We start from the raw sequence: 26,171 nt of genomic DNA, 5'->3' as shown, positions 1-26,171 counted from the left end.
AGATGGAAACGGCGATCCATGCCGAAAAGGACGGTGCGATCGCGGAAGTGCTGGTCAAGGCGGGCGATCAGATCGACGCCAAGGACCTGTTGGTCAGCTACGCCGGCTGACGAATATCGGAATCAAACTATGGGGCGGCCTCTGGGCCGCCCCATGCATTTTCATGAAAAGGATTTGATATGAGTAAGCTCAAGATTGCCGTCATTGTCGGAAGCACGCGTATTGGCCGCTTTGCGGACCATCCGGCCAAGTGGATTGCCGAGATCGCCGCAAGCCGGCCTGAACTCGAGGTCGAGATTCTCGATCTGTTGGATTATCCGATGTCCTTCCTCGGTCAGGCAAGCGCGAGCGAAGCCCAGAACGAAACGGCGGAGCGCTGGAAAAAGAAGCTGCGCGAGTTCGACGGCTACATCTTCACGGCGGCCGAATACAACCACGGCCCGACTGCCGTTCTCAAGAATGCGATCGACCTCGGTGAGTTCATCCACAAGCCGGTCGCTTTCGTTGGCTACGGCGGTGTCGGTGGCGCCCGCGCGGTAGAGCAATTGCGACTGATCTTCGTCGAAATGAGCGCCGTTTCCGTGAAGACCGGCGTTCACATCTCCTTCCCGGAATACCTGTCGGTTATCAAGGACGGAAAGAGCCTGAGCGACTACGCTCACCTCGCCGAGGCCGCCAAGAACCAGCTCGACCAGCTTGCCTGGTGGGGCAAGGCATTGAAGGCTGCCCGCGCAGTCTGACGCTCTACCGCCGCCCGTGTCTAAATGTCGTAGGTATGGGCGGCGTTAATTGTCGAGATGAAGCGTTTGGTACGTTCGCGCTCCGGCGCGGTAAAAATGTTCCGTGCACTTCCCGTCTCGACCACGCTGCCGGCCTCGAGAAAGACAACGTCGTTGGCAATCTTGGAGGCGAGACGCAGGTCATGCGTCGCCATCACCATCGTTGTTCCCTCCTTGGCTAGGCGACCGAGAACATCGACCACTTCAGCCGAAAGTTCGGGATCGAGCGCCGATGTCGGCTCATCGCAAAGAAGAACCCGCGGAGACGGGGCAAGCGCGCGGGCGATTGCGACGCGCTGCTGTTGACCGCCCGAGAGCGTCGAGGGCCATGCGTCAGCCTTGTGGGCCATGCCGACCTTCGTCAACAGCTCCATTGCCCGTTCCCGGGCTCTTTCCTTCGGCCACCGTAGAACCGTGATGAGGCCTTCCATCACATTCTCGATGGCTGTTTGATGCGGAAAGAGCTGAAAGTTCTGGAACACCATGCCGGTCTGCCGGCGGATCTTCTGGATTGCCTGCCAGGCAGTCTTCTGCCCCGGTGCAAAGCTCAGCTTCTCCTCGCCGAGGCGGATTGTGCCCGCTGTTGGGATTTCCAGCAGGTTGATGCAGCGGAGCAGCGTGCTTTTGCCGCCGCCGGAAGGGCCGACGAGTGCCGTGACGCTGCCCTCGGGAATGCGGATGCTGATGTCCTTCAGGATGACGGCGTCGCCAAAGCGCTTTTCGATATGGGAAAGCTCGATCATGCGTTTGCCTCCAGCATGCCGCCATAGCGTGCGAAGCGGCGCTCGAGGCGGACCTGCAGCGCCGAGAGAACGGAGCTCAGCGCAAGGTATATCAACGCAGCTTCGATGTAGAGGATAAGCGGCTCGTACGTGGTTGCGACGATGCGCTGTGCGGCCTGAAACAGTTCGGGTACCGTAATGGCAGCCGCAAGCGAGGTGTCCTTGACGAGCGAGATGAACGTGTTGGAAAGCGGCGGCACTGCGACGCGCCCGGCCTGCGGCAGGATCGTGCGGCTCATGGCCTGACGCCAGTTCATGCCGATCGAATAGGCTGCTTCCCATTGACCTTTCGGCACGGACGAAATGACGGCGCGGATGATCTCGGAGCTGTATGCACCGATGTTGAGCGTGAAGCCGATCAGTGCGGCCGGAAAGGCGTCGAGCAGGATGCCAATGCTCGGCAGTCCATAAAAGATCACGAAGAGCTGCACCAGAAGCGGTGTGCCTCTGATGACCCAGACATAAAAGCGGGCGATGGCAGCGACCGGCGCCGGTCCAAAAAGCCGGGCGATCGCGGTGATCAGGCCCAGGATGAGGCCGAACGCGAAAGAGAGGAGGGTCAGCGGAATGGTGAAGATCAGACCGGCCCAGAGGAGGGGCCCGAGCGAATCCGCCATCAAGTGAAGCCAGTTCGGCAAGGTGCAATCCCCAAAGAAAGACGCGTCCAGCGAGTGTTCGCTGAACGCTTTTCAGGCACATATAAAGGATGTTGCGGCGGCAGCAAGCCGCCGGCTGTATTGACTTACTTCGAAACGTCCTGGCCGAAGTACTTGTCGGAAATTTTCTGGTAAGTGCCGTCGGCCTTGATGTCGGCGAGCGCCTTGTTGATGGCTTCCAGCAGTTCCGGCTCGCCCTTGCGGATGATGATGCCGGAGTAGTCGGCATTTTCCTGCTGGGCGGCGATCTTCACCGGAGCGTCAGGCTTGTGCTTCTTGAAGTCGAGGAAGGAGAGGCTGTCGTTGATCGTCGCGTCTGCGCGCTTGGTCAGGACAAGCTGGATCGACTGGTCGAAGCCGTCGGTGCCGACGAGTTCAGCGCCGGACTGTTCGGCAAGTTTGCCGAAGTTGCTTGTCAGCGACTGCGCCGACTTCTTGCCCTTCAGATCCGCAAAGCCCTTGATGCTGTCGTCGCCGTCGCGAACGATGAGCACAGCCTTCGACGCGATATAGGGCTCGGAGAAATCGTACTTCTGCTTGCGGGCCTCGGTAATGCCGACCTGGTTGATGACCGTGTCGTAGCGCTTCGCATCGAGACCGGCGATCAAGCCGTCCCACTTGCCCTCGACGAATTCCGGCTTGACACCGAGCTTGGCGGCAATCGCTTCGCCGATCTCCACGTCGAAGCCGACCAGTTTGCCACTGTCGTTATGGTAGGTGAATGGAGCGTAAGTCCCCTCGGTGCCGATCTTGAAGACACCAGCGGACTTGATGGCGGCGAGATTTTCACCGGCAACGGCGGGGAGGAGCGCGGCGGCCTGGATCAGTGCTGCGGCGGCGATGGTCTTCAGGAGGTTCATTTTGTTATCCAATTCACCAGAGTGTTTGCTGCGGCGAAAATCGCAGAAAAGCCCGCTGTTGCGAAGCGTAGAAAACTGCAAAGACAATCGGCATCTGCAAATATTTTTCTCATTTATCACGAATTCGGCGCGGCATGTTTCAGTTTGTGAAGGCTGACCTGAGGCCGGACGCTTGCCTGCATGTTTGTATCCGTTTATGCATGTTTGTAACGATTTTATCTAAACCGGGCTGAAGTCGGCATGAACACGAATGAACTCCTCCTGCAGGAGAGACAGAGCGTCATCCTGCGGAAGCTGCAAGCCGAAGGTCGAGTGCTTGCAGCAGATCTTGCGATTGAATTCGGCGTGTCCGAAGACACGATACGTCGGGATCTGCGTGAAATGGCAGCCGCCGGCCTTTGTGAGCGTGTGTATGGCGGTGCGTTGCCCGTTTCGCCTGCCGGTGGAAGCCTCAATCATCGCGCGGGTATCGCGCGAGATCGTAAGGTGGCGCTTGCCACTGCTGCGGTGTCGCAGATCCCCCCTGGCTCGATGGTGTTTTTCGATGCGGGCAGCACCAACCTCGCAATCGCGACCGCGCTGCCGATGGACTTGCCCTTGACTGCCGCAACAAACGCTCCTGCGATCGCCGCTGCCTTGATGGAGAAACCTGCCGTCAATGTGATCCTGATCGGCGGCTTGATCGACCGCCAGGTTGGCGGCGCACTTGGCGCGAAAGCGATGCGCGACATGGAAGCCCTGTCGCCTGATCTTTGTATTCTTGGCGCCTGCGGGATTGATCTTGTGGCTGGCGTAACAACCTTCGGCTTCGAAGACGCGGAATTCAAGCGGTTCGCTGCATCGCGAAGCAAGAAGGTTCTTGTGGCCGCAACGTCCGACAAATTCGGTACCGCCGCCCCGCATAGCGTACTTCCGGTGGCGCAATGCGAATGCCTGGTGGTCGAACGCGACGCGGACCAGGAAATGTTGGCGCGCTATCGCGACAATGGCTGCAGAACGATCGTAGCCGGAAGCATAACGTAAGCATCATTCAACAACGCGTCGTGTCCGAGTGCTGGCGCTGAGACATTTTGGGAAGAAAAATGGACAACCACGTTAATACGGCACCGATTGTCAGAAGTGGCTTCATAACAAAGAACCGGGTCGCGGTTTCGCTGCTGTTCCTCATCAACGGCTTCATCGTCGGCTGCTGGGCGCCGAAAATTCCCGAATTTGCTGAGCGCCTGCAACTCAGCAAGTTCCAGTTGGGACTAATGATTCTGGTTCTTGGTGTGGGTTCGCTTACTCTCATGCCAATCGCGGGATCACAAATCGCCCGTTATGGCTCGAAGCTTGTCGCGCAGATTGCGGCCGTTTGCCTGCTGCCGGCACTTCTGGCGCTGACGCTTGCGCCGAATGTTGTGACAGGGGCGATCTCGATCTTCCTGTTTGGCGGATTCATGGGCGCCATGGATGTCGCCATGAATGCCAACGCGGTTGCAGTCGAGCAATCGATGCGTCGCTCAATCATGTCCTCGTGCCACGCTTTCTGGAGCTGGGGTGGTTTGATCGGGGCTGGCCTTGGCGGCTTGCTGATCGCCACTGTTGGTGTGCTCTGGCATGCGGTGATTGCGACCTCATTGGCAGCGCTCGTGCTGGGCCTGGCTTGGAACATGATCCTCGCAGATCCTCCACATCCGGACGAGAAGAAGGAAAAGCTCCGGCTGCCAATGGAGCCGCTGCCCTGGTTGATTGGTCTGATGGCACTATTCTCGATGGTTCCTGAGGGCGCCGTGTTGGATTGGGGTGCGCTCTACCTGCGTCAGGAACTCGGCGCGTCGGTGGCACTTTCCGGCTTCGGCTTTGCGGCGTTTTCGCTGACGATGGCTGTGATGCGGTTTGGCGGCGACCTTGTTCGCGACCGGCTTGGCGGCGTGATGACGCTTCGGATCTGCACGTTGTTTGCAATCTCAGGTATGCTGCTCGCCGCATTCGCACCCAATGCGGAAACTGCAATCCTCGGCTTTGCACTGTGCGGGATCGGCATTTCGAACATGGTCCCAATCGCCTTTTCGGCTGCCGGCAATATTCCCGGCCTCCGCGCCGGCATCGGCCTCTCGGTTGTTACAACAATGGGCTATTCGGGCATGCTGGTGGCACCCTCCGCAATCGGCTTCGTGGCCGAACATATCGGCTTTAGCGTCGTGTTCATGGCTTTGCCTGTCTTGCTGGTTGTCGTCCTGCTGTTCTCGAACCTTGCACGTTATGCCGACGGCATATCGGGCGGCGGTCACTGAACGGCTCCAAGCAAAAGTGATGCGCGGGGCGGGTTGACAACAAAGCAGGCATGATCCACCTGAAAGACACGAATTTCAGGGGTTCAAGAACTCTCTATGTCTTCAGCTGCAGATTTTGATCCGAAGCCGCGCCGCGCATCCGTCGCCGTCGATGTTGGCGGCGTCATCGTGGGCGGCGGTGCGCCCGTTGTCGTTCAGTCAATGACGAACACCGACACGGCGGATATCGACTCCACGGTCGCCCAAGTGGCGGCTCTCTTCAAGGCCGGATCAGAGATCGTCCGCATTACCGTCGACCGCGACGAAAGTGCGGCAGCGGTTCCGAAGATTCGCGACCGGCTGTTGCGGCTCGGCATGGACGTGCCGCTCGTCGGTGACTTCCACTACATCGGCCACAAGCTTCTTGCGGATCATCCGGCCTGCGCGGAGGCGCTAGCGAAGTACCGTATCAATCCGGGCAACGTCGGCTTCAAGGACAAGAAGGACAAGCAGTTCGGCGACATCATCGAGATGGCGATCCGCTACGACAAGCCGGTGCGCATCGGTGTGAACTGGGGTTCGCTGGATCAGGAATTGCTGACGGCACTGATGGACCAGAACGCCGAGGCCGGCTCGCCGCTTTCGGCGCGCCAAGTGACCCGCGAGGCGATCGTGCAGTCCGCGCTGATCTCGGCCAATCTGGCCGAAGAGATCGGTTTGCCGCGCAACCGGATTATCCTCTCGGCCAAGGTCAGCCAGGTACAGGATCTGATCGCCGTCTATTCGATGCTCTCCGAACGCTCCGATCACGCGCTGCATCTCGGTCTTACCGAAGCCGGTATGGGTAGCAAGGGGATCGTCGCCTCATCGGCTGCCATGGGCTACGTCCTGCAACAGGGCATCGGCGATACCATCCGCGTATCGCTGACGCCGGAACCGAATGGTGACCGGACCCGTGAAGTGCAGGTCGCCCAAGAGCTGCTGCAGGTCATGGGCTTTCGCCAGTTTATTCCCGTGGTTGCGGCTTGTCCCGGCTGCGGCCGCACGACCTCGACCGTCTTCCAAGAATTGGCGCAGAACATCCAGAACGACATTCGCAAGAACATGCCGGTCTGGCGCGAGAAATATCCGGGTGTCGAGGCGCTCAACGTTGCGGTCATGGGCTGCATTGTCAACGGGCCGGGTGAAAGCAAGCACGCCGACATCGGGATCTCATTGCCTGGTACCGGTGAAACGCCGGCTGCGCCAGTGTTCATCGATGGGACCAAGGCATTGACGCTGCGCGGACCGAATATCGCTTCGGACTTCGAAGCATTGGTCGCTGACTATATCGAAAAGCGCTTCGGGCAGAAGACCGCTGCGGAATAAGGCCGGAGAAAGCCGTCAAATGCGGCTGGTCAGCAGTTTCAGTCCGGCGACACAGTAGAAGGCGGCCATAGCCCCTTCGATCCAGCGGCGCAGATTGCGGTAAATCTTCAAGGCGTGTGGTGTCGAGAAGATCACTGCGTAGCCCATGAAGATGGCAAAGCCGGTCGTCATGCACATGCCGATGATCAAGCCGGCGACGGATGCCGGCGCGCCCTGAGGCATCCCGAGCGCGATGATCGCCAGCCAAGCGAAGATGGCTTTCGGGTTGGTGACGTGAATGCCATAACCGCGCAGCAACAGCGCGCGCGTCGTAAGGCTCTTTTGCACGACCGCCTGCGGCAGATCATCGTTGCCGCGCACAGCCCTGAAAGCCTTGTATGCGAGATACAGTAGGTAGATGCCGCCGAAGATCTTCAGGATCTGCAGCGCCATGGCATAGGTCTGGAGGATTGTTGCCAAGCCGAGAGCGGCAGCACAAGCCCAGGTGAACGAGCCCGCAAAGATGCCGAGCGAGATCGTCATGCCTGCCTTTCGGCCATGCGTCATCGACGTCGACACGATTGCCATGATCGCCGGGCCAGGGCTGATGACGGCAATCAGATAGGCGACATAGGCCGGCAGGATCTGCGGCAAATAGATCAGGATCTCACGCATCTGCGTCTCTTGTGCCCGGCGGTCAGTTGTTTCACCTGTTTGTGACGTGGCTCCCGACAGCCGGCAAGTGACTGTGCCCGATGTGTTGGCGGAAATATTGTCTCGGTGACGCTTTTCAGCTCTTTCGACCGGCGATGAAGCGAGCCGTCTCGGCCAGAATGGTACCGCGCTCCGAGTAGGGAGCCACCAATGCCTCGGCCGCGAGCACCTGCTCGGCAAGCTTGGCTTCCGCCCATGCCATGCCGTGCATCGCCACCAGCGTTCCTTTGCCGCGGCCGGCATCCTTGCCGGTCGCCTTGCCCATCGTGGCGGCATCGGAGGTGAGATCGAGAATGTCGTCGGCAAGCTGGAAGGTGAGGCCAATCCGCTCGCCGAACTGGCGCAATCGCACGCGATCCTCTGACGAGGCGCCGGCGATAATGGCGCCGGCCTCGCAAGCAAAACGGATGAGGGCGCCGGTTTTCATCGCCTGTAGGGTAACAATGCCTTGTTCATCCGGCGCCTGTTTCTCGGCCGCTAGGTCGAGAGCCTGCCCGCCTGCCATGCCTCCAATGCCGGCTGCGCGGGCCAGCGCCAACGTCAGCGTCACCTTAGCCTTATCCGGCAGGACGGTTTCGGGGGACGCGATGATGTCAAAAGCATAGGTCAGCAGACTGTCGCCGGCGAGAATGGCGGTCGCCTCGTCATAGGCGATGTGCACGGTCGGTTTGCCTCGACGCAGATTGTCGTCATCCATTGCCGGCAGATCGTCGTGAACGAGCGAATAACAGTGCACGCATTCAAGCGCCGCGCCCACGCGCAGAGCCGCATCCCTGTCGCCGCCGAGCAGCGATGCCACCTCGACGACAAGGAAAGGCCGAAGTCGCTTGCCGCCGTTCAGGCTGGCATAGTGCATGGCTGAACGCAGCCGTTCCGGCCGGGCGATCTCGCCCTTCAACACGGATGGCGACAGCAGCGTCTCGAGCACAGCCTCGATTTCGCGCGCGGTGGCCGTCAATCTGGCTTCGAATGTTTCAGTGCTTGCGTCCATGGCGCGCTGTTTGGCATGAGCCGCCTTCTGCTGGCAACGGAATTGTCGATGGCGCGGCGAAGATTTCCTTTGTCTCTGGCAATGCCAGTTCGCAAACGGTATGGAGAAGAAGGGCAAGAGACTGGGTCGGGGAATTGGACATAACGCCGGAGAGAGAGGAAAGCATGACCGTGCCGCTTCACAGGCACGCGTATCTTTGGCTTAAGAGTCGTCCCGTGATCATGCGCATCGTCCTCGCTCTGGCGGCGCTCGTCATCCTTCCCTATGTCCTGATCGTCCTTTACCTACTGCCCTTCGTTCACCCCGTTTCCACGCTCATGCTGCGCGATCTTCTGTTGCTGCGTGGCTACGACCGTCAATGGGTGTCGCTCGATGACGTTTCTCCGGTTCTGGTTCAGTCGGTGATGATGTCGGAAGACGGGCAATACTGTTTCCACGGCGGCGTCGATTGGGGCGAGATGCAGATGCTTCTCGAGGATACACTGAGCGGCCAGGCGACCCGTGGCGGCAGCACGATCCCGATGCAGACGGTGAAGAACCTGTTTTTGTGGAATAGCCGGTCCTTCGTGCGCAAGGCGTTGGAGCTGCCATTGGCTGTGACGGCGGATTTCATCTGGTCGAAGCGGCGCCTGATGGAGATCTACCTCAACATTGCTGAATGGGGACCAGGGATCTATGGCATCGAGGCCGCGGCCCGCCACCATTTCAAGGTGCCGGCATCCAAACTGACCAGCCGGCAGGCCGCTCTTCTTGCCGTGTCGCTCCCCAATCCCTTTGATCGCAACGCGGGCAAGCCCGGTCGGGGATTGCGACGACTCGCCGGCCTCATCGAGCGACGCGCTCGCGGGTCGGGCGATTACATCAGATGCATTTATGATTGATATCGCAATAAGTCGTTGGTGTTGACGAGTGTCATCTGGCATTCGTTGCTTCAATACGATGAACGGAAATCCCGCCACCAGCGACTGGACTGCCAGCGAGGATTTCTGCTTTTTCGCCCGCGCTTGAAGTTGCCGGCCTTCTGCGCTTTCAACGATATGAACCATTTCGAGGAGCGGCTGGTGTTCGCCCCTGTAGTGTAAACGGGAGATTCCATGGATAAACTCACGCTCTATATCGGCAACAAGAACTATTCTTCCTGGTCGTTTCGGCCATGGATCGCCATGACGGCTGCCGGCATTCCCTTTGAGGAGGTACTGGTTCCTTTCGATTTCGCCGCCGGCAATCCGCGCTTTAAGGAGTTCTCGCCGACCGGTCAGGTCCCCGTGCTTCAGCACGGCGATGTTCGTGTCTGGCAGTCGCTGGCGATCATCGAATATGTGGCCGAGCTTTTCCCGGAAGCCGGGATATGGCCGAGGGAGCGTGAGAGGCGAGGTGTTGCACGCGCCGTTTCTATGGAGATGCTGGCAGGTTTCAGGGCGCTGCGGAACGCTTGCCCGATGAATATCCGGCGGCCGAAGGGCAAGATCGCGCTTGCTGACGGCGTGATGGCCGACGTCGCCCGCATCGAGACGATCTGGCGGGACTTGCGGGCTCACTCCGGCGGACCGTTCCTGTTTGGTGGGTTTTCCGGAGCCGACGCGATGTTCGCGCCAGTTGTCAATCGTTTCGAGGTTTATGACCTAGTATCGGCCGGCGACACGCTAAGTTATATTGCAGCCGTCAAAGCGCATCCCGCCTGGAAAAAGTGGGAAGAGGCGGCGCGATCCGAGCCCTGGATTGTCGAGGAAGACGAGGTCTGAGCCGTGAATCGCAGGAATTTCAAAAAATAAGCTTGGGGACTGGTCAAGTACCTCTAAGGCATGTATAAGCGCGCAAAATTTCCGAAATCGCGATACGTCGTTTCGGCCGCCAGTCTGGCCGTTGGATGTGTTTGCCCGTGAAGTGGAGTAAGAGAAATGGCTGTACCGAAGAGAAAAACGAGCCCGTCGAAGCGCGGTATGCGCCGCTCTGCCGACGCGCTGAAGGCTGCGACCTACGTTGAAGACAAGAACTCCGGCGAACTGCGCCGTCCGCACCATATCGATCTGAAGACCGGTATGTATCGCGGCCGTCAGGTTCTGACGCCGAAGGAAAGCGCATAATACACGGGCGTTCTGCCTGCGTAGGACTTGCGAGGTCGGCCCTGTGCCGGCCTTTTGCTTTTTCGATCAGCAAATACTCGGCAAATACATTGTCGTGATATCTTGAAGTGATGCGGTTGTTTACGGCACTATTCTCCGGCTGAGGGGAGCTATGCCATATGTTCAATGCCGTACCACTGATGATTATTCCATTCATTCTTTACAATATGTCGATGCTTGGCCTGATGGGGGGCGGCGGGCTTCCTTCACTGGAAAACGACGTTATCGTTTTGTCCATGATTTCGGGAGCCATGTGGAGCATGTCGCTCGGCGATCTGTTCATCGTCGTCGCGCTTGCGGTGCTGTTCTTCGAAATACTGAAGGCGACGCGCAGTGACGGCAGCCTGACAAATCATATGTTGTCGATGCTTGTCTTCATCGCGTTCTTGGTCGAGTTTCTTCTCGTCCAGGATGCGGCCACCCAGGTTTTCTTCATCCTGATGACGATTGCATTGATCGATGTGATTGGCGGCTTTGCCGTATCTATTCGCACCGCCGGCCGCGACGTTTCGATCGGTCTCTGAGCTTAGAGATTATCGAGTTTGTTCTGAAGCGCGCGCAGCTGTTCTTTCAGCTCGTCGATGTCCTTTGCTTCCGCCTTACGGCTTTCCTTGGCCGGTGGGGTCATGAACGGCGAGAACATCTGCATGGCCTGCTGGAACATCTCGGTATTGCGGCGGACCTGATCTTCGACCATTTGCATCGGCAGTTGCAGATTCTTGCCCATCGGCGTTTCGCCGAAGGCGCGCGTAACTTGCTCGCGCATCTGAGACTGCTGCTCTGTAAAGGCGCGCATGGAATGTTCCAGGAAGCTTGGAACGACCATCTGCATCTGGTCGCCATAGTAGGTGATCAGCTGGCGAAGGAAGGAGATCGGCAGCAGCGTGTTACCCGTCTTGGATTCTTGCTCAAAAATGATCTGCGTCAGTACGGAGTGGGTAATATCGTCGCCGCTTTTCGCATCCTGGACCGTAAAATCCTCGCCCTTCTTCACCATCTCCGCCAGGTCTTCCAGTGTCACGTAAGTGCTGGTGCCTGTGTTGTAGAGGCGGCGATTGGCGTATTTCTTGATTACGATCTGCCCGTCATTCTTCGCCATATCAGTCTCCCGAAGCCCGTCTGATTGTTATGGAAATTCCTCCACCTAGGAATGTAGACGCAAACGAAGCCCGGTGACAATCTCTTTGTGCGATGCGGCAAGCCCTTTTACAGCAGAGATAATTTGCTTCAGTGTAAGTGATCCCTAAAATTGGATGACGCAGTCTTGTCGTTTGACTCGGCGATGAAGCTTTGTCAGTTTCCTCTAATCTGGTGGAGTTAACGAGGAGATTGTCATGTCGAGTTCATCCATCGTCATCGCTAGTGCAGGCCGCACTGCCGTTGGCTCATTTAATGGCGCCTTCGCGACTGTCCCGGCCCACGAATTGGGCGCGGCTGCGGTCAAGGGCGCATTGGAGCGTGCAGGTGTCGACGCCGGGGAAGTCGATGAGGTCATTCTCGGTCAGGTTCTCCCGGCAGGCGAAGGTCAGAACCCGGCCCGCCAGGCGGCGATGAAGGCGGGTATTCCGAAGGAAGCGACCGCCTGGGGTGTCAACCAGCTCTGCGGTTCGGGTCTTCGCGCCGTCGCGCTCGGCATGCAGCAGATCGCCCTCGGCGATGCAAAGATCATCGTCGCCGGCGGCCAAGAGTCGATGTCGATGGCGCCACATGCCGCGCATCTTCGCGGCGGCGTCAAAATGGGCGACATGAAAATGGTCGACACCATGATCAAGGATGGCCTGACGGACGCTTTCTACGGCTACCACATGGGCATTACTGCCGAGAACATTGCGCGCCAATGGCAGCTCTCCCGCGACGAGCAGGACCGATTTGCCGTCGCGTCGCAGAACAAGGCGGAAGCCGCGCAGAAGGCCGGCCGGTTCGCGGATGAAATCATTCCCTACGTCATCCAGACACGAAAGGGCGACGTGACTGTCGATGCCGACGAGTACATCCGGCACGGCGCGACGCTGGACTCGATGGCCAAGCTGCGTCCGGCCTTCGACAAGGAGGGCACGGTTACCGCGGCGAATGCCTCCGGCCTCAATGATGGCGCCGCCGCAGCTGTCCTGATGACCGAAGCCGAAGCCGCTCGTCGTGGCATCCAGCCGCTCGTCCGCATCGTCTCCTGGGCAACCGCAGGCGTTGATCCGCAGGTCATGGGGACCGGCCCCATCCCGGCATCGCGCAAGGCGCTGGAAAAAGCCGGTTGGTCCGTTGGCGATCTCGATCTCGTCGAAGCGAATGAGGCCTTCGCCGCCCAAGCCTGTGCGGTCAACAAGGACCTCGGCTGGGATCCGTCGATCGTCAACGTCAACGGCGGTGCGATCGCGATCGGCCATCCGATCGGCGCATCGGGTGCGCGGGTGCTCAACACGCTTCTCTTCGAGATGAAGCGTCGTGGCGCGAAAAAGGGACTGGCGACTCTTTGCATCGGTGGCGGCATGGGTGTCGCAATGTGTTTTGAAGCTCTTTGAATAGCAGGCAGTCCAACTATAACCTGAGCCCCGCGAAATAGCGGGGCCTTCAAATGAGGGAGCGGAACATGAGCAGAGTGGCTGTTGTCACTGGTGGTACGCGCGGTATTGGCGCCGCGATTTCCGTCGCACTGAAGAATGCAGGCTATACAGTTGCCGCCAACTATGCCGGCAATGATGAAAAGGCGAACGCCTTTCATGGCGAAACAGGCATTCCCGTCTTCAAATGGGATGTTTCCGACTATGCATCATGCGGCGAGGGTATCGCGAAGGTCGAGGCGCAACTGGGTCCAGTCGATGTCCTAGTCAACAACGCCGGCATTACCCGGGACGCAATGTTCCACAAGATGACACCGCAGCAGTGGCACGAGGTCGTCAACACCAACCTCACCGGTCTTTTCAACATGACGCATCAGGTCTGGGGCGGGATGCGCGACCGAAGCTACGGGCGGATCGTCAACATCTCCTCGATCAATGGCCAGAAGGGGCAGATGGGGCAGGCGAATTACTCGGCTGCTAAGGCTGGTGACCTCGGGTTCACCAAGGCGCTTGCGCAGGAGGGTGCCGCCAAGAACATCACCGTGAACGCCATATGCCCCGGCTACATCGGCACGGAGATGGTTCTCGCGGTTCCGGAAAAAGTGCTGAACGAACGGATCATCCCGCAGATTCCGGTGGGTCGTCTCGGAGAACCTGAGGAAGTCGCGCGCTGCGTCGTCTTCCTGGTTTCCGACGACGCAGGCTTCATCACCGGATCGACGCTTAGCGCCAATGGTGGGCAGTTGTTCGTTTAGCGGATGGACGCCGTAAGGCCGTTATCGTGGCTCTCGACCTGCTGCGAATAGCGGCCTTGCTGGCTGCGAGTATCGTACGGATTCAAGTATGCCGCATAGGCCGCCATGACGATGGTCAACATTGCGGCCGCGCCGATAATTCTGGTCATTGCCCTGCACTCCAAATTCCCCACGAGGCATTCGTCGTTCAAGCCGGTGTCGATATTGGGGCCGATTTGAGGAATTATTTGGCTGTCTTTCAGCCCTTTGGGTGGCGTCTTGCCTTAGCCCTGACTGGTACCCTCTGCAGAGCGCGGTTTTCGCCGCGAAGGGCGGCTGTCGCTGTTGTCATGAAGGCGGCCGCAATGAGGATGGCGACCGCTGAATTCAAGATGATCTCGGCCATCGGATCGTTCCTTTCAAAGCCGGCGGGACATGGACTCGCCGTGGTTGTTGAACGAAATATGCGCCTCATCGCTCCGGCGCGGTAGATTGAACTTTGACGACCGACTGTCGGTGTGGTGTTGACAATCGGGCGTCAGATGGACCTAGAGGTGAGGATTGCGGGGCCGATACTTCTTTACCAGTTGCTCGTTCACCGCCTTGGCACCGGGCATGTTGGCGCTGAGATAAATCGGTGCGTCCCCCTCTTTCGCCAATTCCGAGGCCACCTCAGCCAAGATCGCGTTGAGGACCGTTGCACCAATGGCGGTCGAAACTGGGCCGACCTTCAGCTCCGTACCCGGCAGTTCAATCACCGCATCGCCGGGAGGAAGGCCGTTGTCCAATACGACGTCGGCAATGTCCGCCAAGCGGCGCCGGCCATTTGCGACTGCACTGGAATAGGAGACCGAGGTGATCGCGATCACCTTCGCACCAATCTCACGGCCATAGTCGGCGGCTTCGATCGGCGCTGCATTGACGCCGGAATTCGACGCGATGATGATGACGTCTCCAGGCTGCATGCCATATCGTTCCAACACCGGTCGCACCAATCCTTCGGTTCGCTCGTAGACGGAGCTGATCACCGCGCCCTCGTGCAGCATCGCGGAGCCGACGAGAACGGGAACAGTGAAAGCAAGCCCGCCTGCGCGGTAGTGCACCTCTTCCGCCAGCATATGCGAGTGGCCGGTACCGAACACGTAGACGCGCTTGTCGTTGCATGCGGCCTCGAGGATCGCATCGGCCGCCAACGCCATCGGCTCGGCGATTTCCTTCCTTAAGGTCTCGAGCCGGCCGATGAGGTTGGAAAAATAGGCATCGGTGATCGCAGTCATCACGTCCTCGCTTCTACGCCGGTTCGCCACTGATAAAGGTCCGCGTGACCTCCAGAGCGTCAGTCAGGTGGACGAGATCAGCGCGCGCACCCGGCGAAAGGTGCCCGTAGCCTTCAAGGTTGAGAAAGCGTGCAGGATAAAGCGTCGCCATTCGAAGCGCTTCCGCGAGCGTTAACTCGAGATAGGTCACGCCATAGCGGATGGTGGACGCCATGTCGACGTCGGAACCGGCAAGCGTGCCATCCGATAGGACCAGTTTTGAACAAAAGCCGCCGCGTTCGCGCCGGACGGTACGGCCGTTCAGTGTAAAGGAGTCCTTCTCGGAGCCAACCAGCGACATCGCGTCGGTGACGAAGAAGAGTTTGCCTTCGCCGCGCTTTGCGCGAAGAGCAGCCCGAAGCGCCTTCGGATCGACATGATGGCCATCGGCGATGATGCCGCACCAAACCGAAGGATGATCGATCGCCGCGCCGACGAGGCCGGGCGCTCGGTGGCCGAGTTGGCTCATGGCGTTGAAAAGATGGGTGACGCCGCGCGCGCCCGCATCAAAGCGCGTCTCTGCTGCTTCGCTGGAGCTATCGGAATGGCCGATGCTGATGGTGACGCCGGCTTCGCTGAGTTCGCGCACCTGCTTCGCGGTGACTTGTTCAGCAGCCATTGTTACCAACAGGGTGCCGATAGCCTCCTTGGCCGAAATGAAGGCTTTCACGTCCTTTTCTTCGACCGGCCGCATAAGCTCGGCAAGATGGGCTCCCTTGCGCGCCGGTGCCAGGTGTGGACCTTCGAGGTGGAGGCCCGCGACGCCGCGGTTCGTCTTGACGGCTTCCTTGGCCGCTTCGATCGCTGCCGCCGTTGCATCCGTCGTATCGGTGATCAGCGTCGGTAGCAGAGCGGTCGTTCCGTAAGGTCGATGGCCGTCGGCAATCATGTACATGGAGGCGGGCGACGGCTCGTCGTTGAGCATCCTGCCGCCACCGCCATTCACCTGTGCGTCAATGAAGCCTGCGGAAAGCACACCACCGTCGAAGCGTATGTGATCGCCGTCCGGCAGTTCACCTGCCGCTGCAATGGCCTCGACGCGTCCGCCCGAGATGATGAGCGCTTTGTCGTCGTGAAAGCGCTGACCGTCGAAGATCCGCGCGCCGGAGAAGATCTTGCGAACCATCACATCGTCTCCGTCACCTTGAGCAGGTTGGCCGGCTTGTCCGGGTCGAAGCCCTTGCGGCGCGTTACCGACTCGATCAGGCGGTAGTAGACCAGCAGCGAAACGAGCGGGTCGAGCAGGCCACTTCCCGTCGTCGGTACCTGCAGATTGGTACCGGAGACCGGCTGGCCGGAGAACGGCACGGTCGTCGCGCCGAGCTTGCGTAGCCGCTCAAGCGCCTGGACGTTGTTGGCAAATGCCGGATCGTCAGGCGTGAAGGCGACAATCGGGAAGCCCGGTTGCACAAGCCGCATCGGACCATGCATCAGTTCGGCAAGCGAGAAGGCTTCCGCATGCAAACCGGCCGTTTCCTTGGCTTTCAGTGCTGCCTCGAGCGCAATAGCGAAGGCGGGACCACGACCCGCCGTATAGAGCGAGCTTGCCTCAAACAGAATGTCCTCGGCTGCCTTCGTATCGATTCCGTTGGTCGCCTCAAGGGCGTCCGGCAGCTTTTCCAGCGAGGCGTGCAGATCGCGCTTGCCGCTGATGGCGGCGGTGACGCCGGAAAGGGCGGCGACCGAGGCGATGAAGGACTTGGTCGCCGCTACGCTCTTTTCCGGGCCTGCGTTGAGGCCGAGCACAATGTCGGCCTGCTTGGCGAGTGGGCTGTCGGTGACGTTAACGACGGCGATGGTCGTTGCGCCGCCATGCTTCGCAGCCTCCTGCAAAGCGATGATGTCGGGGCTTGCACCGGATTGCGACACCGTGAAGTGAATGCCGCCCTTCAGATGCAGAGACGCGCCGTAGACTGATGCGATCGACGGACCGATCGAAGCGACCGGCACTCCACAGGTAATCTCGAACAGGTATTTGAAGAACGTCGCGGCGTGGTCCGAAGATCCGCGCGCTGCTGTGGTCACCACGCTCGGGGCGCCCGATGCAAACAGCTTCGCAATTGCGTCAAAGGCAGGCTTTTCCTTCTGGAGCAGTGTTGCGACGACCTCCGGCGATTGGCCGGCTTCCTGCAACATCAGCGAATGGGTTTCACTCATAAGTCATCTCCAATTCTTAATTCCGCAACAAAATCATATGCATCACCACGATAGTGGGAGCGGGTGTATTCGACGACACGCTGGTCTTCCAAGCGCGACACACGTTCGATCAGCAACGCTGGCGCACCGGCATTCACGTGCAGTGCAGCGGCCGACGACGGATCGAGAGTGACCGCCGTCAGCCTCTGCAGCGCTCGAACGGGGCGGTGACCGCTTGCCGTAAGCGCTTCGTAAAGGGACCCCTCGCCGCCGCCATTTTCACCAAGAAATTTTATCGGCACGACGGCGCGTTCGATGGCCAGCGGCAGCCCGTCGGCAAGGCGCAGACGATCAAGCCGAAGGACGGGTTCGTCGAGCCCTAGGCCAAGCAGGAACGCTTCTTCAGGAGATGGCGTATTGACCGTCCGCGACAAGATCCTCGCGGCCGGCGCGCGTCCGCGTGAGCGCATGTCCGCGGAGAACGAGGAAAGTCGCCATAGCGACTGCTCCATGCGCTCGACTTTGCTGGAGACGAATGTGCCGCTTCCGTGTCGCGACTCGAGCACGCCTGAATTCATCAAGTCGCGATAGGCGGTCCGAACGGTCACGCGCCCCACCTTCAACGCTTCAGCCAGATCACGCTCGCCAGGCAGGGCCGTTCCAGGCTTCAACAATCCTTCCTGAATGAGGCCGGTCAGGGCTTGCCCCAGCCGCTTGTAGAGCGGTCCGGTCAGCGCTTCGTCGCGCAGGCCGCGGCTCTTCAGTTCCGCCATCAGACTGGTTCTATCCATGTCGCCATAATAGAACCTATTTAGAACCAATCACAAGATCGAAAATCAGCTGGAAAAGAAAAAACCCTCGCAGGCGGCCTGTGAGGGTTTTCTTTGATCGGGCAGGGAGCGCGCGTTAGCTCTTCGAGAAAATATAGTCCGTTTCCTGACGCAACACTTCGCCAGGGCGCAAAACAGCGTTGGGGAACCCCCGATGGTTGATTGCATCCGGCCAGACTTGTGTTTCCAGGCAGAAGCCGGCGAAGGGGCCATATTTGCGCCCGTCAAGGCCGGGAACGGTCACGTCGAGTTTGAAGGCGGCATAGAACTGCACGCCGGGCTCCGTCGTGCGCACCTCCAGCGAAACGCCTGAATTCAGGCTGCGGGCGAGCGCGACAGACCGCTTCGCCGTTCGATCCTCGGAGAGGCAGAAATTATGATCGTAGAGCGCCTGTTCGCTGCCGTCGAACCGCTGCATCGGGGACATCTCGCGGAAGTCGAAGACGGTTCCGGCAACGGATCGGATTTCTCCCGTCGGAACCTGCAGCTCATCCGTGACGAGATAGCCGTCGGCCGCGATCATGATGTCGTGGCCGAGGGCATCGTCACGGCCGTCGAGGTTGAAGTAGGTGTGTTGGCAAACATTGGCGATCGTAGGCTGGTCGCTGATCGTTTCGTAGATGACGGACAGTTCGCCGTCGCCATGGACCCGGTACGTGGCCTGGATGGTGCAATTGCCGGGGTAGCCGGCGCGCCCGTCCACATCGACGATCTTCAGGACGACCCGGTCGACGTCATGCTCGACGATTGTCCAGTTTTGCTGGGCGATATTGCCGTTGCCGCCATGAAGATGCGTCACGCCCTTCTCGTTGAGATCGAGCTGATACTTCACGCCGTCCAAGGTGAATTTGCCGCCACCGATGCGGTTCGCGCAGCGGCCTGGTGTCGCACCAAAATAGGAGGAGTGAGTCGGGTAGCTGTCGAAGTCGTCGAAGCCGAGCACGAGGGGCGCCTCGTGGCCGTCGAGGCGGAGATCCTGAATAACGGCGCCCCAGGTGAGAACCTTGGCCGTCAACCCACCGCCTTTGATCTCGACGCGATGGACGGTTTCGCCCGATTTGGTCTGCCCGAAAACTTCCCGTTTCAACATTTCCGCCATTGCGACTGTCCTGATATACCTTCAAGTGAGGCAGGAACGTGCCCCCATTTACCGCAAACCGCAACGGGTGTGCCGCAAAAAAGTAATACTTTCAGTTTGCCTGCACTTCTTCAGCGTTGTGCTAACGCCGGCAGCGTTAGGCGTCCTTGCCGATATCGTTGAGATCGTAAGGGGTGGTTTGGTAGATCTCGTTGATCCAGTTGCCAAACAACAGATGAGCGTGGCTGCGCCAGCGGTTCTGCGGCGTCAGCGAGGGATCGTTATGCGGGAAATAGTTGTGCGGCATCTTGATCGGCACGCCGGCATTCACGTCGCGAAAATACTCGTCGGACAGGGACGTTGAATCATACTCCACGTGATTGAACATGTAGAGCCGCTTGCCCTTCCGTTCATGCACGAGGCAGACGCCCATCTCGCTGGATTCCATCAGGATCTCCAGGTTCTCCGACTTCTCGATATCGTCGCGGCGAACCTCGGTCCAACGCGAAACGGGAACCTCGAAATTGTCCGAGAAACCGTTCAAGTAGACCGACGATGGCTTCAAGTTCCGGTGGCGGTAGACGCCGAAAGCCTTCTCCTTGAGTTCGTACTTAGGAACACCGTGGAAGTGATAGATGGCGGCCATCGCACCCCAGCAGACGTTCATCGATGAATGGACATTGGTTTCCGTCCAGTCGAAAATCTGCTGCATTTCGCCCCAATAGTTCACATCCTCGTAGGGCAGCGTCTCGATGGGCGCGCCGGTAGTGATGAAGCCATCGAACTTGCGATGCTTCACTTCCTCCCACGTCTGATAGAAGGCGAGAAGATGGTCTTCCGAGGTGTTTTTTGCTTTGTGATTACCGACGCGAATGAGCGAAAGCTCGACCTGCAGCGGAGAGGCGCCGACCAGGCGAGCCACCTGCAACTCCGTCTTGATCTTGTTCGGCATGAGGTTGAGCAGGCCGATCTGCAGCGGCCGGATGTCCTGACGGATCGCCACCGTCTCGGTCATCACGCGAACGCCTTCCTGAACCAGGGTTTCGAACGCAGGCAAGGTATCGGGGATCTTGATTGGCATTGCGGTCACTCGATCAAAACAACGAATACATCGCTATCGGTCCGCACGCGGCCCTTTAGCAACTTCTTTAACGTGGCTGCAAGCCGGCCGGCCAAATCACCACGGAGCGTTTTAAATAGCGCTAGTCCTTCAGCGAATCAATTGCCTAAACGAATGGATGGGTCGATGTGAAGTCACTGCCGCGTTAATGACTGCTAGAATCTGTTGGTGGACATGGCGAGTCACCATGGTTATTGAAATAGAATGACGGCTAGGGACGCGTAATGGCAGATGACCTCGAAGGCAGGCCAAGCATTCAAGGGCAGGACAGAGTAGGGTACGACCTGAGCCTGGGCTATCGCTTGAAGGTGATGTTCTCGGCTTTCTGGCATTCACCGGTGCGAGGAAAGGTGCTGGTGATCGCGCCGGCGCTGATTGGCATCATTCTCGCCACTGCCTATGCGACCGTGATCCTCAACCAGTGGAACGCCCCGTTTTACGACAGCATCGCTCGACGAGATCTGCCTGGGTTTTTCCATCAGTTGAAGGTCTTCGCGGTGATTGCGGGCATTCTGCTGCTGCTCAACGTCGTGCAGGCCTGGCTCAATCAGATGACCGCAGTCTACATGCGCGAGGGCCTGACGCGGGACCTGGTCAGCCAGTGGCTTCAGCGCAAGCGTGCTCTCCGTCTCTCGGCCAGCGGCCTGATCGGCGTCAATCCCGATCAGCGTCTGCATGAGGATGCGCGCAACCTCGCTGAAAGCACCACAAGCCTCATGATCGGGCTGGTGCAGGCGACGATCCTGCTCATCAGTTTCATCGGCGTGCTATGGGACCTGTCCAGCGGCTTTGTCTTTCGTTTCGGCGCGCATTCCTTTTCCATTCCAGGTTATATGGTCTGGGCAGCCATTTTCTACGCGGCATCCGCATCCATTCTCAGTCAGCTGGTGGGTCGCAAGCTTGTAAAGCTCAACGCGGATCGCTTCTCGAAGGAGGCGGAACTGCGCTTCGCGTTGATGCATGCCAACGAGAACATGCCGGCTATCACCGTCGCTCGAGGGGAAGAAAACGAGCAGAAGCGTATCAATACCGACATCAGCGCGGTTCTCACCGTTATCAAGCGGGTAGCGATGGCCAATGTCAATCTGACCTGGGTATCGGCCGGTTACGGCTGGCTCGTCGTTGTTATCCCGATCATCGTCGCAGCACCGGCCTATTTCTCTGGCGGATTGACGTTCGGGCAGTTGATGGTGTCGGTCGGCGCCTTCAACCAGGTCAACACCGCCCTTCGCTGGTATGTCGCGAACTTCGGTCCCATTGCCGAATGGCGTGCCACGCTGATGCGTGTCACCGATTTTCGTCAGGCTCTTACCAGCATGAACGACGAGATCAACATGAGGGGCACGATCAAGTATGAGCGGAATCCTCCCGGAACTCTGACGCTCGATCATGTCCGGATCGCCGCCAAGATCGGCGAAGAGATCGACCAGTGCGGTGGCTTCCGTATCCAGGAAGGCGCGGTGACGATCAAAGCCGGTGAGAAGATCATGATCAACGGCGATCACAACGTGAACCGCAAGCTGCTTTTCCTTGCGCTTTCCGAACTCTGGCCCTGCGGTGGCGGCAAGATCGGCCTGCCACCCGCGGATGACATGCTGTTCGTCCCGCAGTCGGCCTACATCCCGGGCGGCACGCTTCGCGAAGCGCTAGCGTTTCCGGAGCCCGTGGAGACTTATCAGAATGCCGACGTCGTGGTGGCATTGGAGAGGGCCGGCCTTCACAATCTGGTTTCCCGACTTGATACGCGAGCCCGCTGGGACAAGCTGCTCGATTCCGATGAGCAGCGGGCTATAGGCTTCGCGCGCTTGCTTCTTGTACGCCCGAAGTGGATTGTCTTCGATGAAGTGCTGGAAGGCATGGAGCCGGAATGGCAGTCCACAATGATGGAGGTTCTTGCGTCCATGCCGGAGGCGGCGATGATCTATATCGGCCGGTCAGACACATACGTCGAGACCTTCAAGCCTCGTGTGCTGCATCTGGAGGCTTTGCACGCGAAGCCGGAGGCCAAGGTGGTGACAAAAGCAGCAAACGCGCCCGCGCCCGTCGTCTGACGACCTACATGGGCGGGACGACGCCGTTTGTGCCGACCGTTACGTTTGTGGCGGACACTGTCCCGTCAGGTGCCTTCTGACCCATCACGATCACGCGAGCGCCGGCGACGAGGTCGGCCTTGTCAGCCGGAGCGAAGGTGACAATCGGTGTATCATCGGCGATGGATATCGTCTTTTCCTTGCCCTGATAGGTGAGCGTGATGGTATGGCCATCGACTGCCTTGACGGCCTTCGCGACGGTGGCGTTGGTCATCGTGCTGTTTGGCTTCAGGTCCCAGGGGCGACTGCCTTCGCCGGTGCCCTTCATTGCGGCCGGGAAGATCAGCACTTCAAGAGCGCCGTCGCCGCCGTCGGCACTCGGCAGCGACGCAACGCCAACGAAATCGCCCGGCTTGATGTCTTCGACGGAAGCTTTCTTGATGCCGCGGACCTTCCAATCCGGCTTCAATGTCACCGTTTGCTCTGTGCCTTCTCGCGTCTTTACCACCAGCGTGTTGCCGTTCAGGCTCTCAATGGCTCCACGCACGCGCTGCGCTTCCTGCGCAAGCGCTACGTGCGATGCAATAGTTAGGAAACCCGCGGCCCAGATGAGCGCGGTCGATGTTTTGAGGATGTATGGCATGATGTGCTTCCTTGCCTCGTGCAAGTTGCGGATAGGCAAGCTTAATCTTGCCAATCGCGGACTGACGAATCAATGAAACGTGAAAATCGAGTTACGCGGATAAAGTGCGATCAGGTCGAAGGGGCGCGAAGGCTCAGCCCTCCAATTCCTCCCGAAGCATCTCGAGTTCCAGCCATTCCTCTTCCATCTTCGTCAGGCTGCCACGGAGCTTCTCCATCTCCGCCGCAAGCCGGTTGAAGGTTGTGGGGTCCCTGGTGAACAGGCTGGGGTCGGCCATGCGCTCCTCGCGTTTGGCAATCTCGGCCTCTGCCTTGGCCATTTCCTTCGGAAGATTCTCGAGCGCGAACTTTTGTTTGAAGGAAAGCTTGCCCTTTGCTTTTGCCGTCTCGGAGGAGGCGGCTGTTTCCTGGGGCTTCGCTCGCCCTGCCGCCTTTTCGGCCTTCCTTCGCTCTTCGATGGCGCCTTTTCGTTGCGCGAGCATGTCTGAGTAGCCGCCTGCATATTCAATCCAGCGACCGTCCGGCGCATCCGGCACAGCAGGTGCAATGGTCGAGGTCACCGTGCGGTCTAGGAAGTCGCGGTCGTGGCTGACGAGGATCACGGTGCCGGGGAAGCCCGCGACGATTTCCTGCAGCAGATCTAGCGTCTCGATATCAAGGTCGTTGGTCGGCTCGTCGAGGATTAATAGGTTCGCCGGGCGCGACATGATGCGGGCGAGCATCAGCCGCGCGCGCTCGCCGCCGGACAGGCTCCTGATCGGCGTGCGGGCCTGTTCCGGCTGGAACAGGAATTCCTTCATATAACCAGTCACGTGCCGCTGCTCGCCGTTGACGAGGAGGTTCTCGCCGCGGCCATCCGTCAGGTAATGGGCGAGCGTCTCTTCCGGATTGAGGTCCTCGCGCTTCTGATCGAGCGTCGCAATCTCCAGATTGGTTCCGAGCTTGACGGTGCCGCTATCAGGCGCCAGCTGGCCGGTCAGCATCTTCAGCAGCGTGGTTTTGCCGGCGCCGTTCGGGCCAACGAGACCGATGCAATCACCGCGATGTACGCGAATGGAGAAGGGGGTAACAATCGGCCGGTCGCCGAAGGTTTTCGTGATCTTCTCGGCCTCGATGACGAGCTTGCCGGACTCCTGCGCGTCCGAAACCGTAGCCTGCACGGTGCCCTGTGGGCCTTTGTGGCCACGATATTGCGATCGCATCGTCTGCAACTCACCAAGGCGGCGCATGTTGCGCTTGCGCCGTGCCGTGACGCCGTATCGCAGCCAATGCTCTTCGCGCTCGATTGCCTTGCCGAGCTTGTGCTGCTCGAGCTCTTCCGCTTCCAGAACTTGGTCACGCCAGGCTTCGAAATGCGCAAAGCCCCTGTCGAGCCGACGCGATGTGCCACGGTCGAGCCAGACCGTCGCCGTCGAGACCTTCTCGAGGAAGCGTCGGTCGTGGGAGATCAGCACGAGGGCACTGCGGCTCTTCTGCAGTTCGCCTTCCAGCCATTCGATGGTCGGCAGGTCGAGATGATTGGTCGGCTCGTCAAGGAGAAGGATGTCGGGCTCCGGCGCGAGAACGCGCGCAAGGGCTGCGCGGCGTGCCTCTCCGCCTGACAGGTTTTTGGGATCCTCCTCGCCGGTGAGGCCGAGATGCGAGAGCAGATAGGTGACACGGTAGTGATCGTCGCCCGGGCCGAGGCCGGCCTCGGCATAAGCCTGCACGGTCTTGAAGCTGGCAAAATCGGGCGCCTGTTCGAGATAACGCACGGTTGACGAAGGATGGCGGAACACCTCTCCCGACTGCGCTTCGACGAGTCCGGCAGCGATCTTCAGCAACGTCGACTTTCCGGAGCCGTTGCGGCCGACGAGGCAGATCTTGTCCCCGGGCTCGACCTGCAGCGCGGCACCGGCGAGCAACGGCGTGCCGCCGAAGCTGAGAAAGACGTCGTCGAGTTTCAGGATGGGGGGCGCCAAAGATCAGACTCCGGAAAGATCGTAGGGGCGCGCGAGCACAATGGCGCGACCGCTCTCGAGCGAAAGGCGCACCTTGCCTTTCGCGACATTGGAAATGGTGCGTGACGAGCCGAAGGGCAAATGGAAATCGGCAAGCGGGTAGCGCGCGTTCTCGATTGTCAGGCCGCGAAGCTCGCTAAAGCCGGGAACAGAAAACAGACTGTCAGGTGGCAGGTCCAGTTCGATTGCGCCTGAAATCAGCGGCACAGCCTCCTCGCCGCCGGATGTCAGAAGCATATCGTAACCCTGCTCTGCCAGGCTGACGGCATAGAGCAGGTGCTGGATCGCGTGGTCGGAACGCTCGCCCGCAAGGGCGCCGGCCAATACAAGACGTTTCGCGCCGCGGGCGATCGCTTCCGCAACCGCAATCTCGCCATCGGTGAATGCCTTCGCAGCGGGATAAGGTTGCCTGGGCACATCGGGAAAGGCACCCTCGAGATCTGGGGGCGTCGAGTCGAAATCACCGACCCACAGCTCTGGGATGACGCCGAGTGCTGCTGCGTGACGCATACCACCGTCGGCGGCGATGAAACGGCTGCCAGAGACGGCATTTCGCAGGCGATCGGTTATCTGCAGCTCGCCGCCAAGCAGAATGGTGAAGGTGGATTGGCTCATGGGCACTGCCCATAGCGCAAAGCAGGGGGGAAGGGAAAGGGCCGTCGCTCAGGCTTCGTCTGCGATATCCTTGACGCGTGCCTCAAAAACACTCTCGAAGCCGGAAATGAACTTCTCGAACAGTTCTCCGAACGCCTCGATCTCTTCAGGTTTCCAGTCTTTGACCACCTCGGAAACGAATGAGAGCTTCTGCGCACGTATTTCCGACAGCAACCTCTGTCCAAGTGGCGTCATCACGACGATAATCCGCCGCGCATCCGCCTGAGATGCCTTTCGCCGCAGGATGTTCCGCCCCACCATCTCTGCGACGATGCGGCTTGCGCGCGACGGGTCGATCCGCATCATCTCGGCAATCGTCCCGACCGTCACGTCGCCGCTTTCCTGAGCGCGTCGTACTGCGTCCAGCACGTCAAGGTGCGATAGCTCAAGACCGGGTGCCACTGTTTGGATGGCGAGCCGCCCGATCAATCGACGTCCGGTCATCAGGCGCATGCGGGTCATACTTTGACCAATGCGCAAAATGCCGGCGTCTTCGTTCGCGTCAGGGTCGTTCAGTTTCATCAGGCTCTCATTCATTCCGAAACCATAACACGCCACGCGTCGATTGA

At 59.4% G+C, this 26,171-nt stretch carries 29 protein-coding genes and 1 riboswitch; of the genes, 11 read left to right on the top strand and 18 right to left on the bottom strand.

Annotated features, from left to right (window positions below; translation table 11 throughout):
* The first annotated feature begins 179 nt into the window (after nucleotides 1-179).
* The gene (locus FHT97_RS17655) at nucleotides 180-740 is read left to right on the top strand and encodes an NAD(P)H-dependent oxidoreductase (RefSeq protein ID WP_183863813.1); all 561 of its coding nucleotides are present in this window, start codon (nucleotides 180-182) and stop codon (nucleotides 738-740) included.
* Nucleotides 741-760: 20 nt separating this feature from the next.
* On the opposite strand, the gene FHT97_RS17650 is transcribed toward FHT97_RS17655, so the two are convergent.
* The 3 genes from FHT97_RS17650 to FHT97_RS17640 all read right to left on the bottom strand — a co-directional run bounded on the left by FHT97_RS17650 (nucleotide 761) and on the right by FHT97_RS17640 (nucleotide 3,077).
* On the bottom strand, nucleotides 761-1,522 hold the full coding sequence (locus FHT97_RS17650) for an amino acid ABC transporter ATP-binding protein (protein ID WP_114714143.1): 762 nt from the start codon (nucleotides 1,520-1,522) through the stop codon (nucleotides 761-763).
* Nucleotides 1,519-2,199, bottom strand: coding sequence for an amino acid ABC transporter permease (locus FHT97_RS17645; RefSeq protein WP_114714142.1), 681 nt, complete (start codon nucleotides 2,197-2,199; stop codon nucleotides 1,519-1,521). The genes FHT97_RS17650 and FHT97_RS17645 overlap by 4 nt, the downstream gene beginning before the upstream one ends.
* A gap of 104 nt (nucleotides 2,200-2,303) precedes the next feature.
* Nucleotides 2,304-3,077 carry an amino acid ABC transporter substrate-binding protein gene (locus FHT97_RS17640; RefSeq protein WP_183863812.1) on the bottom strand — a complete coding sequence of 258 codons (774 nt, stop codon included), beginning with the start codon at nucleotides 3,075-3,077 and terminating at the stop codon, nucleotides 2,304-2,306.
* Between the two features lie 240 nt (nucleotides 3,078-3,317).
* Between FHT97_RS17640 and FHT97_RS17635 the strand changes: the two genes are divergently transcribed.
* From FHT97_RS17635 to ispG, 3 genes are all read left to right on the top strand, one after another.
* Nucleotides 3,318-4,100 (top strand): DeoR/GlpR family DNA-binding transcription regulator, encoded by a 783-nt coding sequence (locus tag FHT97_RS17635; RefSeq protein WP_183863811.1) that lies wholly within the window; start codon nucleotides 3,318-3,320, stop codon nucleotides 4,098-4,100.
* Between the two features lie 59 nt (nucleotides 4,101-4,159).
* On the top strand, nucleotides 4,160-5,353 hold the full coding sequence (locus FHT97_RS17630; protein ID WP_183863810.1) for an MFS transporter: 1,194 nt from the start codon (nucleotides 4,160-4,162) through the stop codon (nucleotides 5,351-5,353).
* A gap of 96 nt (nucleotides 5,354-5,449) precedes the next feature.
* Nucleotides 5,450-6,700, top strand: coding sequence for a flavodoxin-dependent (E)-4-hydroxy-3-methylbut-2-enyl-diphosphate synthase (gene ispG, locus FHT97_RS17625; RefSeq protein WP_183755057.1), 1,251 nt, complete (start codon nucleotides 5,450-5,452; stop codon nucleotides 6,698-6,700).
* Between the two features lie 15 nt (nucleotides 6,701-6,715).
* Here the strand turns inward: ispG and FHT97_RS17620 are convergent, their stop codons facing one another.
* Complete coding sequence (locus FHT97_RS17620; protein ID WP_183755059.1) at nucleotides 6,716-7,354, bottom strand: LysE family translocator; 639 nt, start codon at nucleotides 7,352-7,354, stop codon at nucleotides 6,716-6,718.
* 115 nt (nucleotides 7,355-7,469) lie between these two features.
* A complete protein-coding gene (locus tag FHT97_RS17615) occupies nucleotides 7,470-8,384 on the bottom strand; it encodes a polyprenyl synthetase family protein (RefSeq protein WP_183863809.1) in 915 nt (304 codons plus the stop codon).
* A gap of 134 nt (nucleotides 8,385-8,518) precedes the next feature.
* Between FHT97_RS17615 and mtgA the strand changes: the two genes are divergently transcribed.
* From mtgA to FHT97_RS17595, 4 genes are all read left to right on the top strand, one after another.
* Nucleotides 8,519-9,265 carry a monofunctional biosynthetic peptidoglycan transglycosylase gene (gene mtgA / locus FHT97_RS17610; RefSeq protein ID WP_183863808.1) on the top strand — a complete coding sequence of 249 codons (747 nt, stop codon included), beginning with the start codon at nucleotides 8,519-8,521 and terminating at the stop codon, nucleotides 9,263-9,265.
* Nucleotides 9,266-9,478: 213 nt separating this feature from the next.
* The gene (locus FHT97_RS17605; RefSeq protein WP_183755065.1) at nucleotides 9,479-10,126 is read left to right on the top strand and encodes a glutathione S-transferase family protein; all 648 of its coding nucleotides are present in this window, start codon (nucleotides 9,479-9,481) and stop codon (nucleotides 10,124-10,126) included.
* Nucleotides 10,127-10,282: 156 nt separating this feature from the next.
* Nucleotides 10,283-10,468, top strand: a complete 186-nt coding sequence (rpmF, locus tag FHT97_RS17600) for a 50S ribosomal protein L32 (RefSeq protein WP_016556742.1) — start codon at nucleotides 10,283-10,285, stop codon at nucleotides 10,466-10,468.
* 158 nt (nucleotides 10,469-10,626) lie between these two features.
* Nucleotides 10,627-11,031, top strand: a complete 405-nt coding sequence (locus tag FHT97_RS17595) for a hypothetical protein (protein ID WP_183755067.1) — start codon at nucleotides 10,627-10,629, stop codon at nucleotides 11,029-11,031.
* Nucleotides 11,032-11,033: 2 nt separating this feature from the next.
* On the opposite strand, the gene phaR is transcribed toward FHT97_RS17595, so the two are convergent.
* A complete protein-coding gene (gene phaR / locus FHT97_RS17590) occupies nucleotides 11,034-11,606 on the bottom strand; it encodes a polyhydroxyalkanoate synthesis repressor PhaR (protein ID WP_016556740.1) in 573 nt (190 codons plus the stop codon).
* Between the two features lie 235 nt (nucleotides 11,607-11,841).
* Here phaR and FHT97_RS17585 point away from each other — a divergent pair, with 235 nt between their 5' ends.
* Together FHT97_RS17585 and FHT97_RS17580 are read left to right on the top strand one after the other, a co-directional pair.
* Nucleotides 11,842-13,023, top strand: a complete 1,182-nt coding sequence (locus FHT97_RS17585) for an acetyl-CoA C-acetyltransferase (protein WP_183755068.1) — start codon at nucleotides 11,842-11,844, stop codon at nucleotides 13,021-13,023.
* A gap of 68 nt (nucleotides 13,024-13,091) precedes the next feature.
* Complete coding sequence (locus FHT97_RS17580) at nucleotides 13,092-13,817, top strand: beta-ketoacyl-ACP reductase (RefSeq protein WP_183755070.1); 726 nt, start codon at nucleotides 13,092-13,094, stop codon at nucleotides 13,815-13,817.
* Here FHT97_RS17580 and FHT97_RS17575 read toward each other — a convergent pair.
* The 8 genes from FHT97_RS17575 to metA all read right to left on the bottom strand — a co-directional run bounded on the left by FHT97_RS17575 (nucleotide 13,814) and on the right by metA (nucleotide 20,237).
* The gene (locus tag FHT97_RS17575; RefSeq protein ID WP_183755071.1) at nucleotides 13,814-13,966 is read right to left on the bottom strand and encodes a hypothetical protein; all 153 of its coding nucleotides are present in this window, start codon (nucleotides 13,964-13,966) and stop codon (nucleotides 13,814-13,816) included. The genes FHT97_RS17580 and FHT97_RS17575 overlap by 4 nt on opposite strands.
* Nucleotides 13,967-14,055: 89 nt before the next feature.
* Entirely contained in the window at nucleotides 14,056-14,202 is a 147-nt protein-coding gene (locus tag FHT97_RS17570; RefSeq protein WP_183863807.1) for a hypothetical protein, read from the bottom strand.
* A gap of 142 nt (nucleotides 14,203-14,344) precedes the next feature.
* Nucleotides 14,345-15,073, bottom strand: coding sequence for an SIS domain-containing protein (locus FHT97_RS17565; RefSeq protein ID WP_183863806.1), 729 nt, complete (start codon nucleotides 15,071-15,073; stop codon nucleotides 14,345-14,347).
* A gap of 13 nt (nucleotides 15,074-15,086) precedes the next feature.
* A complete protein-coding gene (nagA, locus tag FHT97_RS17560; RefSeq protein WP_183863805.1) occupies nucleotides 15,087-16,238 on the bottom strand; it encodes an N-acetylglucosamine-6-phosphate deacetylase in 1,152 nt (383 codons plus the stop codon).
* Nucleotides 16,238-17,269: an SIS domain-containing protein gene (locus tag FHT97_RS17555; RefSeq protein WP_183863804.1), complete on the bottom strand. Its 1,032-nt coding sequence runs from the start codon at nucleotides 17,267-17,269 to the stop codon at nucleotides 16,238-16,240. The genes nagA and FHT97_RS17555 overlap by 1 nt, the downstream gene beginning before the upstream one ends.
* Nucleotides 17,266-18,039, bottom strand: a complete 774-nt coding sequence (locus FHT97_RS17550; protein WP_040675493.1) for a GntR family transcriptional regulator — start codon at nucleotides 18,037-18,039, stop codon at nucleotides 17,266-17,268. Before FHT97_RS17550 ends, FHT97_RS17555 begins: the two co-directional genes overlap by 4 nt.
* A 115-nt stretch (nucleotides 18,040-18,154) precedes the next feature.
* A complete protein-coding gene (locus FHT97_RS17545) occupies nucleotides 18,155-19,177 on the bottom strand; it encodes an aldose epimerase family protein (RefSeq protein ID WP_183863803.1) in 1,023 nt (340 codons plus the stop codon).
* A 136-nt stretch (nucleotides 19,178-19,313) separates the two neighbouring features.
* Entirely contained in the window at nucleotides 19,314-20,237 is a 924-nt protein-coding gene (gene metA / locus FHT97_RS17540) for a homoserine O-succinyltransferase (protein ID WP_183863802.1), read from the bottom strand.
* A gap of 35 nt (nucleotides 20,238-20,272) precedes the next feature.
* Nucleotides 20,273-20,350: riboswitch (SAM riboswitch) on the bottom strand.
* A 150-nt stretch (nucleotides 20,351-20,500) separates the two neighbouring features.
* Here metA and FHT97_RS17535 point away from each other — a divergent pair.
* The gene (locus FHT97_RS17535) at nucleotides 20,501-22,327 is read left to right on the top strand and encodes an ABC transporter ATP-binding protein/permease (protein WP_183755078.1); all 1,827 of its coding nucleotides are present in this window, start codon (nucleotides 20,501-20,503) and stop codon (nucleotides 22,325-22,327) included.
* Nucleotides 22,328-22,331: 4 nt separating this feature from the next.
* On the opposite strand, the gene FHT97_RS17530 is transcribed toward FHT97_RS17535, so the two are convergent.
* The 4 genes from FHT97_RS17530 to FHT97_RS17515 form a co-directional block, all read right to left on the bottom strand.
* The gene (locus FHT97_RS17530; RefSeq protein ID WP_183863801.1) at nucleotides 22,332-22,949 is read right to left on the bottom strand and encodes a DUF5666 domain-containing protein; all 618 of its coding nucleotides are present in this window, start codon (nucleotides 22,947-22,949) and stop codon (nucleotides 22,332-22,334) included.
* A gap of 133 nt (nucleotides 22,950-23,082) precedes the next feature.
* Nucleotides 23,083-24,909 (bottom strand): ABC-F family ATP-binding cassette domain-containing protein, encoded by a 1,827-nt coding sequence (locus tag FHT97_RS17525; protein WP_183863800.1) that lies wholly within the window; start codon nucleotides 24,907-24,909, stop codon nucleotides 23,083-23,085.
* Between the two features lie 3 nt (nucleotides 24,910-24,912).
* A complete protein-coding gene (locus tag FHT97_RS17520) occupies nucleotides 24,913-25,563 on the bottom strand; it encodes a thiamine diphosphokinase (protein WP_183863799.1) in 651 nt (216 codons plus the stop codon).
* Nucleotides 25,564-25,611: 48 nt separating this feature from the next.
* Nucleotides 25,612-26,139 carry a MarR family transcriptional regulator gene (locus tag FHT97_RS17515; RefSeq protein ID WP_183755082.1) on the bottom strand — a complete coding sequence of 176 codons (528 nt, stop codon included), beginning with the start codon at nucleotides 26,137-26,139 and terminating at the stop codon, nucleotides 25,612-25,614.
* Nucleotides 26,140-26,171: the final 32 nt, after the last annotated feature.

Source organism: Rhizobium sp. BK399, assembly GCF_014194695.1.
In the GTDB taxonomy this organism is placed as follows: Bacteria; Pseudomonadota; Alphaproteobacteria; order Rhizobiales; family Rhizobiaceae; genus Rhizobium.
The sequence above is the reverse complement of the archived record's forward strand: the minus strand, read 5'-3'. Positions and strand labels throughout refer to the sequence as shown.

What these genes read in the sequence shown, in the direction of transcription:
- FHT97_RS17655 (WP_183863813.1), top strand. Translation starts at nt 180, where the DNA reads ATGAGTAAGCTCAAGATTGCCGTCATTGTCGGAAGCACGCGTATTGGC.
- FHT97_RS17650 (WP_114714143.1), bottom strand. Translation starts at nt 1,522, where the DNA reads ATGATCGAGCTTTCCCATATCGAAAAGCGCTTTGGCGACGCCGTCATC.
- FHT97_RS17640 (WP_183863812.1), bottom strand. Translation starts at nt 3,077, where the DNA reads ATGAACCTCCTGAAGACCATCGCCGCCGCAGCACTGATCCAGGCCGCC.
- FHT97_RS17635 (WP_183863811.1), top strand. Translation starts at nt 3,318, where the DNA reads ATGAACACGAATGAACTCCTCCTGCAGGAGAGACAGAGCGTCATCCTG.
- FHT97_RS17630 (WP_183863810.1), top strand. Translation starts at nt 4,160, where the DNA reads ATGGACAACCACGTTAATACGGCACCGATTGTCAGAAGTGGCTTCATA.
- ispG (WP_183755057.1), top strand. Translation starts at nt 5,450, where the DNA reads ATGTCTTCAGCTGCAGATTTTGATCCGAAGCCGCGCCGCGCATCCGTC.
- FHT97_RS17620 (WP_183755059.1), bottom strand. Translation starts at nt 7,354, where the DNA reads ATGCGTGAGATCCTGATCTATTTGCCGCAGATCCTGCCGGCCTATGTC.
- FHT97_RS17615 (WP_183863809.1), bottom strand. Translation starts at nt 8,384, where the DNA reads ATGGACGCAAGCACTGAAACATTCGAAGCCAGATTGACGGCCACCGCG.
- FHT97_RS17605 (WP_183755065.1), top strand. Translation starts at nt 9,479, where the DNA reads ATGGATAAACTCACGCTCTATATCGGCAACAAGAACTATTCTTCCTGG.
- rpmF (WP_016556742.1), top strand. Translation starts at nt 10,283, where the DNA reads ATGGCTGTACCGAAGAGAAAAACGAGCCCGTCGAAGCGCGGTATGCGC.
- FHT97_RS17595 (WP_183755067.1), top strand. Translation starts at nt 10,627, where the DNA reads ATGTTCAATGCCGTACCACTGATGATTATTCCATTCATTCTTTACAAT.
- phaR (WP_016556740.1), bottom strand. Translation starts at nt 11,606, where the DNA reads ATGGCGAAGAATGACGGGCAGATCGTAATCAAGAAATACGCCAATCGC.
- FHT97_RS17585 (WP_183755068.1), top strand. Translation starts at nt 11,842, where the DNA reads ATGTCGAGTTCATCCATCGTCATCGCTAGTGCAGGCCGCACTGCCGTT.
- FHT97_RS17580 (WP_183755070.1), top strand. Translation starts at nt 13,092, where the DNA reads ATGAGCAGAGTGGCTGTTGTCACTGGTGGTACGCGCGGTATTGGCGCC.
- FHT97_RS17575 (WP_183755071.1), bottom strand. Translation starts at nt 13,966, where the DNA reads ATGACCAGAATTATCGGCGCGGCCGCAATGTTGACCATCGTCATGGCG.
- FHT97_RS17570 (WP_183863807.1), bottom strand. Translation starts at nt 14,202, where the DNA reads ATGGCCGAGATCATCTTGAATTCAGCGGTCGCCATCCTCATTGCGGCC.
- FHT97_RS17565 (WP_183863806.1), bottom strand. Translation starts at nt 15,073, where the DNA reads ATGACTGCGATCACCGATGCCTATTTTTCCAACCTCATCGGCCGGCTC.
- nagA (WP_183863805.1), bottom strand. Translation starts at nt 16,238, where the DNA reads ATGGTTCGCAAGATCTTCTCCGGCGCGCGGATCTTCGACGGTCAGCGC.
- FHT97_RS17555 (WP_183863804.1), bottom strand. Translation starts at nt 17,269, where the DNA reads ATGAGTGAAACCCATTCGCTGATGTTGCAGGAAGCCGGCCAATCGCCG.
- FHT97_RS17550 (WP_040675493.1), bottom strand. Translation starts at nt 18,039, where the DNA reads ATGGATAGAACCAGTCTGATGGCGGAACTGAAGAGCCGCGGCCTGCGC.
- FHT97_RS17545 (WP_183863803.1), bottom strand. Translation starts at nt 19,177, where the DNA reads ATGGCGGAAATGTTGAAACGGGAAGTTTTCGGGCAGACCAAATCGGGC.
- metA (WP_183863802.1), bottom strand. Translation starts at nt 20,237, where the DNA reads ATGCCAATCAAGATCCCCGATACCTTGCCTGCGTTCGAAACCCTGGTT.
- FHT97_RS17535 (WP_183755078.1), top strand. Translation starts at nt 20,501, where the DNA reads ATGGCAGATGACCTCGAAGGCAGGCCAAGCATTCAAGGGCAGGACAGA.
- FHT97_RS17530 (WP_183863801.1), bottom strand. Translation starts at nt 22,949, where the DNA reads ATGCCATACATCCTCAAAACATCGACCGCGCTCATCTGGGCCGCGGGT.
- FHT97_RS17520 (WP_183863799.1), bottom strand. Translation starts at nt 25,563, where the DNA reads ATGAGCCAATCCACCTTCACCATTCTGCTTGGCGGCGAGCTGCAGATA.
- FHT97_RS17515 (WP_183755082.1), bottom strand. Translation starts at nt 26,139, where the DNA reads ATGAATGAGAGCCTGATGAAACTGAACGACCCTGACGCGAACGAAGAC.